Source organism: Frateuria sp. GZRe14 (genome assembly GCF_051900395.1).
Classification (GTDB): Bacteria; Pseudomonadota; Gammaproteobacteria; order Xanthomonadales; family Rhodanobacteraceae; genus Frateuria_A; species Frateuria_A edaphi.
Window position 1 is genome coordinate 538550 of the sequence record NZ_JBHZGJ010000002.1, and the last position, 11800, is coordinate 550349.

9 protein-coding genes are annotated in these 11800 nt (G+C 70.8%); 4 read left to right on the plus strand and 5 right to left on the minus strand.

Annotation, left to right across the window (positions count from 1 at the left end; genetic code table 11):
• Nucleotides 1–59: 59 nt before the first annotated feature.
• The gene (gene glk / locus ACFWZ1_RS16655; RefSeq protein ID WP_439667256.1) at nt 60–1091 is read right to left on the minus strand and encodes a glucokinase; all 1032 of its coding nucleotides are present in this window, start codon (nt 1089–1091) and stop codon (nt 60–62) included.
• A gap of 403 nt (nt 1092–1494) precedes the next feature.
• Between glk and ACFWZ1_RS16660 the strand changes: the two genes are divergently transcribed.
• The 4 genes from ACFWZ1_RS16660 to nagA all read left to right on the plus strand — a co-directional run bounded on the left by ACFWZ1_RS16660 (nt 1495) and on the right by nagA (nt 6248).
• Nucleotides 1495–2796, plus strand: a complete 1302-nt coding sequence (locus tag ACFWZ1_RS16660; RefSeq protein WP_439667257.1) for a sugar MFS transporter — start codon at nt 1495–1497, stop codon at nt 2794–2796.
• A gap of 65 nt (nt 2797–2861) precedes the next feature.
• The gene (locus tag ACFWZ1_RS16665) at nt 2862–3893 is read left to right on the plus strand and encodes a LacI family DNA-binding transcriptional regulator (RefSeq protein ID WP_231322328.1); all 1032 of its coding nucleotides are present in this window, start codon (nt 2862–2864) and stop codon (nt 3891–3893) included.
• A 160-nt stretch (nt 3894–4053) separates the two neighbouring features.
• On the plus strand, nt 4054–5094 hold the full coding sequence (locus ACFWZ1_RS16670; protein ID WP_439667298.1) for an SIS domain-containing protein: 1041 nt from the start codon (nt 4054–4056) through the stop codon (nt 5092–5094).
• Complete coding sequence (nagA, locus tag ACFWZ1_RS16675; RefSeq protein ID WP_439667258.1) at nt 5094–6248, plus strand: N-acetylglucosamine-6-phosphate deacetylase; 1155 nt, start codon at nt 5094–5096, stop codon at nt 6246–6248. Before ACFWZ1_RS16670 ends, nagA begins: the two co-directional genes overlap by 1 nt.
• 131 nt (nt 6249–6379) lie before the next feature.
• Here nagA and ACFWZ1_RS16680 read toward each other — a convergent pair whose 3' ends face one another.
• The 4 genes from ACFWZ1_RS16680 to ACFWZ1_RS16695 all read right to left on the minus strand — a co-directional run bounded on the left by ACFWZ1_RS16680 (nt 6380) and on the right by ACFWZ1_RS16695 (nt 11797).
• Complete coding sequence (locus ACFWZ1_RS16680; RefSeq protein ID WP_439667259.1) at nt 6380–8476, minus strand: S9 family peptidase; 2097 nt, start codon at nt 8474–8476, stop codon at nt 6380–6382.
• A gap of 129 nt (nt 8477–8605) precedes the next feature.
• Nucleotides 8606–10450 carry a hypothetical protein gene (locus ACFWZ1_RS16685; protein ID WP_439667260.1) on the minus strand — a complete coding sequence of 615 codons (1845 nt, stop codon included), beginning with the start codon at nt 10448–10450 and terminating at the stop codon, nt 8606–8608.
• 11 nt (nt 10451–10461) lie between these two features.
• Nucleotides 10462–11367, minus strand: a complete 906-nt coding sequence (locus ACFWZ1_RS16690; RefSeq protein WP_439667261.1) for an ABC transporter ATP-binding protein — start codon at nt 11365–11367, stop codon at nt 10462–10464.
• A 22-nt stretch (nt 11368–11389) separates the two neighbouring features.
• Complete coding sequence (locus tag ACFWZ1_RS16695) at nt 11390–11797, minus strand: GntR family transcriptional regulator (RefSeq protein ID WP_439667262.1); 408 nt, start codon at nt 11795–11797, stop codon at nt 11390–11392.
• Nucleotides 11798–11800 lie beyond the last annotated feature (3 nt).

The following is an 11800-nucleotide window of genomic DNA, read 5'->3' on the forward strand; positions in this document are numbered from 1 at the left end:
TCGCGGTGATGCTGGTTGGTTGCAAGGGCTTGCGCCCGTTTGTTATGCGGTCTCGAAGCTCATCCCGGTTCGACGTGGCCGGCCAGGGCCAGGCCGGCCGCGCCGATCACGCCGTGCTGGCCGTGCTCCATCAGTCGTACGGGAACCTGTTGCAGGTACGGGCGCATCACGCCCTTGTTGAAGAAACGCTCGCGGAAGCGGCTGGCCAGCAGCAGCTGGCGGATCTGCGGCAGGATGCCGCCGGCGAGGAACACCCCGCCGCGCGCGCCGTAGAGCAGCACCAGGTCGCCGACGAAGCTGCCGAGCAGGCCGCAGAACACCTCCATCGCCTCGACCGCCACGGCGTCGCTCCGCATCAGCGCCGCGTGGGTGATCGCGGCGGGTTCGGCCAGCACGGCGGGCGTGCCGCGCAGCGTGCCGATCGCGCGGTAGAGGTTGCGCAGGCCGGGGCCGGACAACGCGTGCTCGAAGGCGACGTGCGCGCGCTCGCGCGCAAGCAGGCGCAGGATCTCGATCTCGCGCTCGTTGCCGGGCGCCAGCGCGATCTGTCCCGCTTCGGTGGCGAGCACGGTCGCGTGCGGCTGGCCCGGCAACAGCACCGCCGAGCCGAGGCCGGTGCCCGGGCCCATCACCAGCACCGGCCCGCGCTGCGGCGGCGCGATGGTCTCGATCACCGGCAGCGTGTCGGCGTCGGTGAGGAACTGGGTCGCCCAGGCAACCGCCTCGAAATCGTTGATGACCGCCAGGTGGTCCAGCGCCAGGGTTTCGCGGATGTCGCGGATCGACACCGGCCAGGCGAGGTTGTCGTTGACGATCGCGTCGTCCAGCACGTAGCCGGCGCTGGCCACCACGCACTGGTCGATCGGCGCCGGCGCATCGAGGTAGGTGACGAAGTGCTGCAGCACGGCGGTGAGGCTGGGCCACTCGGCGCAGGCGTAGCGCTGGTAGCGCAGCACGGTGACCGGGCTGGCGCCGTTGGGCTGGCGACTGAGCAGGCCCACGCGCGCATGCGTGCCGCCGACGTCGGCCGCCAGCAGAAGGGACTCCTGCCTCAGGCGCTGCGGACTCCTCGAGTTGGCGACCTCGGCCACGACTCCTCCCTTTGCACTTTGGCCCGGCGTCGCTGGACGTCGGCGGGGGCGGAGTCTGGACAGCGATGACAACGTTGTCAACGCGTATTGGCGGCATTTTCGGAAGGTGGGTTTACGCGCCGCAACATGGATCGACGAACTAATGGCCGCGACATATGAAAACCTCGCGTCAAAGCCGCGGCGCAGCTCACTTTGGCCGCTTTGCTCCGGCTTGCACCGCGATGGCGCAGTGCGTCAGCGAAACGGCGGATAGGTCATTGGTTGGTGCCATAAATGGGCGCGCTGGAAAGGCTCGCGACAGACATAAATTGACAACGATGGCCAGCGAGGCCATAAAGCCGGCCGGGGGAGCGCCCGCTGACGGCGCTCGCATCGCCATGCGTTTGCCTGACGGGAGCCGTCCATGTCGTCCACCACGCTCGCGACCGATCAACCCAGGCCCTCGGCGCTGGGGCCGATGCTGGTGATCGGGCTGTTGTTCTTCATCTTCGGCTTCGTGACCTGGCTCAATGGGCCGTTGATCGCCTTCGTCAAGCTCGCCTTCCAGGTGGAAGACGTCTACGCGTTCCTCGTGCCGTTCGCCTTCTACATTTCCTATTTCGTGTTCTCGCTTCCGGCGTCGATGGTCTTGCGGCGCACCGGCATGAAGAAGGGCATGGCGCTGGGACTGTTCGTGATGGCCGTCGGCGCGATGGCGTTCGGCCAGTTCGCGACCATGCGCATTTTCGCCGGCGCGTTGGTGGGCCTGTTCGTGATCGGCGCGGGCCTGTCGCTGCTGCAGACGGCCTCCAATCCCTACATCAGTATCCTGGGCCCGATCGAGAGCGCGGCGCAGCGCATCGCGGTGATGGGCATCTGCAACAAGGTGGCCGGCATCCTGGCGCCGATCCTGATCGGGTCGCTCGTGCTCGCCGGCATCGGCGACATCGACGCGCAGGTCCACGCGGCGGCCACGCCGCAGGCGCGCGAAGCGCTGCTGGATGCGTTCGCCGCGAAGATCCATGCGCCCTACCTGGGCATGGCCGTGCTGCTGGCGCTGCTGGCGCTCTGGATCGTGCGATCGTCGCTGCCGGAGATCCGCCCGGCCAGCGCCAACAGCGAGCAGGCGGATGATGCCGGCACCAGCATCCAAGGTTTTCCGCACCTGTGGCTGGGCGTGCTGTGCCTGTTCGTGTACGTGGGCGTGGAAGTGATGGCGGGCGACGCGATCGGTACCTACGGCGCCGGGTTCCACCTGCCGCTGGACCAGACCAAGTTCTTCACCGCCTTCACCCTGGGCGGCATGTTGCTCGGCTACGTGGCCGGCCTGGTGCTGATCCCGCGCATCATCTCGCAGCAACGCTACCTTGCGGTGTCGGCGGTGCTGGGCGTGCTGTTCAGCGTGTGCGCCTATCTCACCCGGGGCTATGTCTCGGTCGGCTTCGTGGCGGCGCTGGGGTTCGCCAACGCGATGATGTGGCCGGCGATCTTTCCGCTGGCGATCAACCGGCTGGGCCGCCATACCGAGGCCGGCTCGGCGCTGCTGATCATGGGCATCGCCGGCGGCGCGGTGGTGCCGCAGCTGTTCGCGCACCTGAAGACGCACTACGACTTCCAGCTGGTGTTCGCGGCGCTGATGGTGCCCTGCTACCTCTACATCCTGTTCTACGGCTTGCGTGGTTACCGCGTGGGCCTGCGTGACGGCGATGGCGCGCGCCCGCAGTGAAGGCACCGCCACGCCGGCGTGGCGGTGGGCTAGGATGGCGCGCCAGCCTTGCGGAGAACCCGTCGTTGCGTCACGCCACCATCAAGGACGTCGCCAAGCGCGCCGGCGTGTCGCTGAAGACCGTATCGCGGGTGATCAATCGCGAAGCCTCGGTACGCGAGGACACGCGCGAGAAGGTCGAGCGGGCGATCGAGGCGCTGGGCTACCGTCCCAACCTCTCCGCGCGCAGCCTGCGCGCGGCGCATTCCTATGCGATCGGACTGGTCTACGACAATCCGAACGCGCACTACGTCATCAGCATGCAGAACGGCGTGCTGTCGGCCTGCCGCGAGCGCGGCTTCGGCCTGCAGATCCATCCCTGCGATTCGACCTCGCCGCAACTGGCCGAGGAGCTGTGCGCACTGGTGCGCCGCTCCCGCCTGGCCGGCCTGGTGCTGGCGCCCCCGATGTCCGAGCAGCCGCAGCTGATCGCCACGTTGAAGGCCCACGACATCGCCTTCGTGCGCATCCTGGCGGCGCGCACCGATCCGGCCGACGGCTCGCCCTGCGTCTGGGTGGACGACCGCGACGCGGCGTATGCGATCACCGAGCATCTGATCCAGCTTGGCCACACGCGGATCGGCTTCCTGTGGGGCGAGCCGCATCATCGTTCCAGCCCCGAGCGCTACCAGGGCTATGCCGATGCACTCAAGGACTACGGCATCGCGCTCAACAAGAAGCTGATCCTGCCGGGACGCTACGCGTTCGACGACGGCTTCCGCGGGGCGCGCAAGCTGCTGGCGCTGAAGGAGCCGCCGACCGCGATCTTCGGCAGCAACGACGAGATCGCTGCCGGCGTGCTGGCGGCGGCACGGTCGGCCGGGCTGGACGTGCCGTGGGATCTGTCGATCGCCGGCTTCGAGGACAACCCGTTTTCCAAGCAGGCCTGGCCGGCGCTGACCACCGCGCGGCAGTCGACCGCCGAGATCGGGCGGCATGCGGCGTTGCGCCTGATGGCCGAACTGCAGCAGGGCGCATCGGCACCGGATACCGGGAACGAGGGCTTCGTGCCGGAGCTGGTGGTGCGCGGGTCGACGGCACCGCCCCGGAAAAGCTGAAGCTTCGTTCGGGCAGGACCTCCCGCCTCGTGCCCTCCCCGCCCAGAGGCTGGCGTGAGGTCTGCTCGCCGCCGCATACCTTGCTTCTTCCGAGCGCCCACCCGCCCTTCGGGCGCCCTCTCCCGGATGGAGAGGGAACGCGCATGCGCATTTCCCCGGGATCCCCATGAAATCACCCCATGACACCCTGATGTACCAGGAGGCGCAGTCGGCCGCCGACGTGATCGCGCACCAGCTCGCCGCCAACGCCGGGCTGCTGACCGAGCTCGGCGAGCGGCTGCGCGCGCAGCCGCCGCGCTGCATCGTCACCTGTGCGCGCGGCAGCTCCGACCATGCCGCCGCCTACGCGAAGTACGTGTTCGAGACACGCCTGGGCGTGGTCACCGCGTCGGCCTCGCCGGCGGTGAGTTCGATTTACGACGCGCCGCTGCAACTGGACGGCGCGCTGTTCCTGGCGATCTCCCAATCGGGCAAGAGCCCGGACCTGCTGCTCAGTGCCCAGGCAGCCAGGGCGGCCGGCGCGCAAGTGGTGGCGCTGGTCAACGTCACCGATTCCCCGCTCGCGCGGTTGGCCGACACGGTGGTGCCCTTGCACGCCGGTCCCGAGCGCAGCGTCGCGGCCACCAAGAGCTACCTGGCCACCCTCTCGGCGGTGCTGCAGCTGACCGCCTGCTGGAGCGGCGACGAGGCGCTGCACGGCGCGCTCGACCGGCTGCCCGGCGACCTGCGCCAGGGCTGGGAGGCGGACTGGCGCGCGCTGGGGGAGGGCCTGCGCGAGGTACACAACCTGTTCGTGGTCGGCCGCGGCTACGGCTTCGGCGCCGCGCTCGAAGCCGCGCTGAAATTCAAGGAAACCTGCGGCCTGCACGCCGAGGCCTTCAGTGCGGCGGAAGTGAAGCACGGACCGATGGCGCTGGTCGGCACCGGCTTCCCCGTGCTGGTGTTCGCCCAGGAAGACGGCTCGCTGGAGGGCACCCTCGCGGTCGCCGCCGAGTTCCGCGCGCGGGGCGCGCGGGTCTGGGTGGCCGCGCCCGGCGCGAGCGGCCCCGACGCGTTGGCGCTGCCGGCCGGCGTGCCGGCGATCACCACGCCGCTGCTCGCGGTGCAGAGTTTCTATCGCGCAGCCAGCGCGCTTTCACTGGCGCGCGGCTACGATCCGGATGTTCCGCCGCACCTGCGCAAAGTCACGGAGACGTTGTGATGCTTCAGTCCCTGCTCGCCCTGGTCCACGGTCGCGTGCTGACCGACGAGGGCCTGCGCGAGGATGTCGTGGTGCTCGTGCGCGAAGGCCACGTGCTCGCGCTGGCCGCGCCCGACGATCCGCGCGTGGCGCAGGCGCAACGCCACGACCTGGCCGGCGCGCTGCTGCTGCCCGGCTTCATCGACGTGCAGGTCAACGGAGGCGGCGGGCTGTTGTTCAACGACGCGCCCACGGTGGAGACGCTGCGCGGCATCGCCCTAGCGCACCGGCGCTTCGGCACCACCGGCCTGCTGCCTACGCTGATCACCGACACCGCCGCCAAGATGCGCGCGGCGCTGGACGCCGTGGACGCGGCGATCGCGCAATCGGTGCCCGGCATCCTCGGCATCCATCTCGAAGGTCCCTTCCTCGCCCCCGCGCGCAAGGGCATCCACGATGCCTCGCTGTTCCGCACGCCCGACACCGATGACCTGCTCGCGCTCACCGCGCAGCGCCGCGGGGTGGTCATGCTGACCCTCGCGCCCGAGCAGGTGGCGCCGTCGGTGATCGCGCGCCTGGCCGAGGCCGGCGTGCGCGTGGTCGCCGGCCACACGGGCGCCGACTACGCCACCACGCGCGCCGCGCTGGATGCGGGCGTGTGCGGCTTTACCCATCTCTACAACGCCATGACCCCGCTCACCAGCCGCGAGCCGGGCGTGGTCGGCGCGGCGCTGGACGATCCGGCCAGCTGGTGCGGGCTGATCGTCGACGGCCACCACGTGCACCCGGCCTCGCTGCGCATCGCCATCAACGCCAAGCCGCCGGGGAAATGCGTGCTGGTTACCGACGCAATGCCGCCGGTCGGCAGCGCGCGCGCGGAGTACGTACTCAATGGCCAGACCATCGTCGCGCGCGACGGCATCTGCATGGACGACTCGGGCGTGCTCGCCGGCAGCGCGCTGGACATGGCCGGCGCCGTGCGCAACACGGTCAACCTGCTCGGGCTGCCACTGGCCGAGGCATCGCGCATGGCCAGCACCTATCCGGCCGAGTGGCTCGGACTGGAACAGACCCACGGCCGCATCGCGCCCGGCCAGCGTGCCGACTTCGCCGTGCTGGACGACACGCTGCACGTGCGCGAGACCTGGATCGGCGGCGAACGCCGGATCGCGTGATCGACGGTCGACGCGGCCGGCCGAATTGACACCGGCGCCGCTGCCGCAACGACCGCGAGGTGCCTACACGGCAATCCGTGCGGCAGTCCCGCGGCCGCGGTCCGGCATCCCGTCCCGATGGATCACAGCGACTACGGTCGCGACGGCGCAAGCCCCGCCGCCTGCAGGTCGCTGCCGGCGATGCGCAGGCTGCGCCCGAGGTACTCGCGCAGCGCTGGATCCAGCGGCTCGGGCGAGGCGCCACCCAGATGGCGATGCAGCATCAGCACGATCAGGTAGAGCTGCGCCTCGCGCGCCACCGGATCGGCGTTGGAATGCCCGGCATCGGCATCGACCAGCAGGCTCACGTCCTTGCCAAGTTGCTTCAGCCGCGCGGCGTAACCCAGCACGCCGCGGATCGCCACGCGCCGGTCTTCGCCACCGGCGTACAGCAGCAGCGGCCGGTTCATCTCCCGCGCATGGGCCAGCGGCGCCTGCGCATGCAGGCGCGCCATCGTGGCGGCATCGCGGGGGTCGAGCGAAAGCGCGGCGAGCCAGGAATCGAACGGGATGTAACGCGCCAGCGCCAGCGCCTCGGTGGTGCGCCCGACCCAGTCGAGGACCCAGGCGAAGTCCGGCGGCGGCACCATCGCCACGCCCACCTTGAACAGCTGCGGCTGGAAGGTGACGCCCAGCAAGGTGCTGTAACCGCCGAAGGACGCGCCGATGATGCCCACGCGATCGGCATCGCCGATGCCCCGGCCGAGCAGCCAGCGCGTGCCTTCGACGATGTCCTGCTGCACCCGCCCGTTGCCGAAGTCGCCCTGTGCCGCCATCGAATAGCGCCGGCCCAGACCGGTGGAACCGCGGAAGTTCGGTTCGAACACCGCGTAGCCGCGATTGACCAGCGCCTGCACGAAGCCACCGCCGAACTCGTCCGGGCGCGAGGCGTTCCAGGGACCGCCATGCACCAGCACCACCAGCGGCAGGCGTGCCGGGTCGGCGCCTGGCGGCAGCCACACGAAGCCGTGCAGGCGCATGCCGTCGGAGGCGATCCACGCGAGCGGCAGCTTGCGCGGCATCGCCGCCTCGGGCAGCCACCGCGCGGGACGGCCGTCGCGATCGGCCAGCGGCGCAAAGGCGAGGATGTCGCGCAGCCCGCCGGTGCGCACGTCGTACAGGTGCCAGCGCGCGCCGTGCAAGGTGCTGGCCTGCTCCTGGACGAGCCAGTGCGTGGCGCCGATGGCGACCTCCAGATTGCGCCCCGGATAGCGTGCTTCGAGCTTGGCCAAAGCGTCTTGCGCCGCCGCGTCGAGTCCATGGCTGGCCGCCACGGTGCCGCGGTAGCTGGCGATGCGCGGCGTGCCGTCGACCGGGTCGAGCGCGAGCGTGTCCAGATCGGCCTCACCGCGTGGGTCCTCGTGCAGCGTGGTCAGCGTTCCATCCGGCTCCAGCCGGCGCAGGCCGTCGAAACCGTCGCCGAGGTCGCTGCGCAGGAGCAGCCGGCCCCGTGCGTCGGCCAGCGGCAGCGGCGCGCAACGATGCAGCCCGGTACAGCGCAGGACCTCGTGCAGGCCCCCGGATGCATCGACGCGGTGGAACACCAGCGCCGCACCCTCCACGCGCTCGACGAAGGCCAGTCGTCCGCTGCGCTCGAGCGTGGCATCGACCAGTTGCCGCGCGTCTTCCCGCAGCAGCGTCCGATGCCCCTGCATGTCCACCCGCGCCAGGCGCCAGCGCTCGGGTGCGTCCAGCGAGGCCGGTACGCGCTCGCGCAGCAGTACCGCGGCCGGTTGCAGCGGGTCGATGCGCAACAGCTCGCGCTGTTCGCGTCCGCCCAGCGGCGCGACCAGGCGCGAACCGCCCTGCCCCGCGGCAGCCACGGCGAACAGCTGGGTGGGCGAGGCGAGCAACAGCCAGCGGCCGTCGTGCGACCAGTCGATCTGCCTGGCGTCGGTGCCGCCCAGCAGGCGCCGGGGTTCGCCGCCGTCGGCCGGCAACACCCACAGGCTGCGGTGGCCGGCCTGCTCGCGCAGGTAGGCGACCTGCCGCCCGTCGGGCGACAGCGCCACGGCCGGGGTCGCGCTGCGCACCAGGAAAGTGGCGCGGGGGTAGTGCGGCGCGACCGGACGGGCGCGTTCGCGCGCGACGGCCGCATGGAGCGCGTCGTCCGCTGCGCGGCAGGGCAGCGCCGGCAGCAGGAACGGCACGACGCACAGGAGGCGCAGAAGTTGGATGGTCGAGCGCATGAGCGTCTCCTCGGGCGTCGGACGCTTCGTGGGTGGTGCGAGGCAGGAGCGACCCTTCACCCAACCCTTCCCCCTTCCTTGATGCGAGTCGGGGGAGAGGGCGCGGGTCCGGGCCGGCGGGAAAGCGGGCTACGCGGCGGCCGGTTCCAGGCGCGTGCGGGGCGCGGGCTCATGGGCCGGATAGAGCAGCCACAGGCTGGCCAGCGCCGGCAGGCCGATCGCGCCGCAGGCGACCACCCAGGCGACCTTCCCCGGCAACGACAGCGGGCGGAGGCGCACCAGCCACAGCGCGGCCAGCGACGCCACCAGCATCAACGCGCCGGCCAGCCACAGGATCGCCCGCGGCCTCGGTTCCGGGTTGGCGACCTGCATCGGATCGGGCGCGGCGAACAGGCCGGTCACGCCCTGGCGCAACGCATACAGCGCGGGCGAGGGCCACCACGACTGGTAGCGGAACCATGCCGGGTAGTCGAACGCGATCGGCCGCCGCGCCGCGAGCGTGACGCGGCCGTCGTCGTGCACCCAGGTGACGGTCTGGTACGGCGCGGCGCCCGCCATCGTGTAGTCGTAGTTGGTGTATGCGTTGGAGACCAGGTAGCCGTCGACCAGCTCGATCAGTTCCAGGTTGTGCAGGCCGCCGGGACCGCCGGGAATGGGCATGCGCTGGCGCGGACGGAGCAGGTTTTCGCTCGCCACCACGTCGCGGCCGTCGAAGAAATACAGCGCCCGGTTGCTCAGGGCGACCAGGTTCTCGCCGACGGGCGCGGTGCCAAGCAGCCACTCGCCGTCCGGCAACCGGATGCGCGGGAACACGCGGCCGGTTTCGCTCACGTAGTGGTAGAGCATGTTGCCGGCCAGCAGGCTGCGGTCTTCCTTCGGCTGGCCGGGGAGTCCGCGGGTGGCCACGGCTGGCGCGGGGAACGCCGCGTTGGCGTCGCCCACGCCGAGCGTGCCGACGGCACGGCCGCCGGCGATGCGGTAGCCGGACAGGCGCATGCGGTCGTGGCTGAAGGTCCAGCGCACGCCGCGCGCCGGGTCGTCGAAGTCGACCGGCGCGGCATTGGTGAGCGCACCGCGAACCGGCACCTCGTCGAGATCCGGCGCGATCGCCACCACGTCCGACAGCGCCACCTGTTCGCGCCACAACGGCGCTTCCGGTGCGGTACTGGCCGCCAGCCCGGCGAGCATGCGCTGCTGCGGCGTCATGCGCTCGGTTTCGTTCTGGCCGCCGCGCGGCGGCGTGTCGGTGTTGTTCGGATGGGTGCCTTGCACCATCCAGATGACCTGCGCGCCGACCTGGACCACCACGATGATCGCCACATAGACGGCCATTTGCAGCGGCAGGGCCAGCAGCACGGTCGCCCCCAGGCTTCGCGGCGGCGCCGACAGATCCGGCTTGAACGACGCCACCGCCATCGCGGCAAGCCAAGCCAGGGCGAAGACCTGCATCAGCAACGCCCACGCACCGCTGGCCTGGCTGGCGAGCGGCACCAGCAGCAGCACCAGCGCGGCGACCGCGCTGCGCGGGCGGCCCAACATGCAGCAGGCACCGGCGAGGTAGCCGCAGGCGGCCAGCGACCATGCCGCCAGCGGCAGCAGCCAGTGGCGCAGGTCGACCACGCGCGCGGTAAGTCCGGCCTGGTAGGCGGCGGCCAGCAGCACCGGCAGCGCCACCGCGACCCCCAGCCACACCAGCCCCGCGCCGAGCAGCGCGGTGGCGATGCGCCCCGGTGCGAGCGGGCGGTGCAGCAGGTTGACCCACACGTTCGGGCGGCGATAGCTGCCCATCTGGTAGAGCCCCAGGAGCACGCCGGCCAGCACGTCGACACCACCGAATACGCGGTAGACGAAGATCGGCTGCTGGGCCAGGTCGACCAGGCGGGTGAAGAACAGCAGCACCAGCAGATGCACCGCGAACGCACCGAGCGCCCAGCCGCGGAAGCGCAGCAGCTCGGCCTTGATCAGGTCACGCATGTCGCCCCTCCTCATGCCGCCGCCGGCATCGCGTGGTTCTTCGCCAGGAAGCCGTTGACCGCGCGGTCCAGGCTCACCGGCATGCTCTGCACCGTGCGCGCACCGGCGCCGCGCAGGAATTGCGCGAACGCCTCGTCCTGGTCGAGCACCAGGTAATGGTGCAGGCCGTCGATGCGCTGCACCTGCAGCAGGCCCGGCACGCTGGCCGGCGGCGGGCCGGCGAACGGAATGTCGGCGACCCAATGCGTGACGCGCGCGCAGAACTCCTCCGGCGCCGACATGTGCGCGAGGCGTCCCCGCTCGAGGATGATCAGGTTCTCGGCGACGCGCTCGATCTCTTCCATCTGGTGCGAGCAATAGATCACCGTGCAGGACTCGGCCGCGCTGGAATACATCAGCGATTCGAGGAAGGCACGCTTGGCCACCACGTCCAGGCCCAGCGTGGGTTCATCCAGCACCAGCAGCTCCGGTGCCTGCGCGAGGGTCAGCGCGAGGTTGAAGCCGGCGCGCTCGCCGCGCGAGAGCTGGCCGACCTTCTGCTCGGGCAGCACGTGGTAGTGCCCGATCACCTCGTCGTAGGCGCGCTGGTTCCAGCGCGGATACTGGTGGCGCTGCATGGCGGCCACCGCCGAGACGCGCATCCAGTTGGGCAGCGTGTGTTCCTCGTTGACGAAGCCGATGCGGCCGCGGTCCTCGGGGGTCAGCCGCTGGCTGTCGCGTCCGAGGATGCGCGCGCTGCCGCTGGTCGGCGGCAGGAAGCCGAGCAGGATGCGGAACAGCGTCGACTTGCCGGCGCCGTTGGCGCCGACGATCGCGTGGATGCGGCCGGCAGCGATGGACAGGTCCAGCGCGTCGAGCGCGAGTTTGGCGCCGTACTGTTTGGTCAGGGCGCGGGTTTCGATGACGTGGTCGGTCATGGCTCAAGGGTTCTCGGGCAGGTCAGGCGCTTTTTCGGGACAACACCTGGAGCGCGCGGTCCAGCCGCGCCAGCGCGCGGTCGGGCGGGTAATCGAGCGCCGCCACTTCGTGCACGAAGGCCTGGATCGCCTCGTCCATGCGTCGGTCGCGCTCGCCGTTGGAGAGCCGCTGGCGCGGCGTGGCGACGAACAGGCCCAGGCCCTGGCGCGACTCCAGCCATCCTTCACTGGTGAGCTCGGCGTAGGCCTTGGCCACGGTGTTGGGATTGATCGTCAGTTGCTGGGCCAGGCCGCGCACGCTGGGCAACTGGTCCCCGGGGCTGAGTTCCGCGGTGGCGATCTTCATGCGCACGCCGTCGACGATCTGCTTGCTGATCGGGCGCGCGTCGCCGGTGGCGATCTGGAGCATCAGGGCCTGGCTGCGGGGCATCTT

Coding starts and splice junctions, on each gene's coding strand:
- ACFWZ1_RS16690 (WP_439667261.1), bottom strand. CDS start 11,367: ATGACCGACCACGTCATCGAAACCCGCGCCCTGACCAAACAGTACGGC.
- nagA (WP_439667258.1), top strand. CDS start 5,094: ATGCTTCAGTCCCTGCTCGCCCTGGTCCACGGTCGCGTGCTGACCGAC.
- ACFWZ1_RS16680 (WP_439667259.1), bottom strand. CDS start 8,476: ATGCGCTCGACCATCCAACTTCTGCGCCTCCTGTGCGTCGTGCCGTTC.
- ACFWZ1_RS16685 (WP_439667260.1), bottom strand. CDS start 10,450: ATGCGTGACCTGATCAAGGCCGAGCTGCTGCGCTTCCGCGGCTGGGCG.
- ACFWZ1_RS16695 (WP_439667262.1), bottom strand. CDS start 11,797: ATGCCCCGCAGCCAGGCCCTGATGCTCCAGATCGCCACCGGCGACGCG.
- ACFWZ1_RS16660 (WP_439667257.1), top strand. CDS start 1,495: ATGTCGTCCACCACGCTCGCGACCGATCAACCCAGGCCCTCGGCGCTG.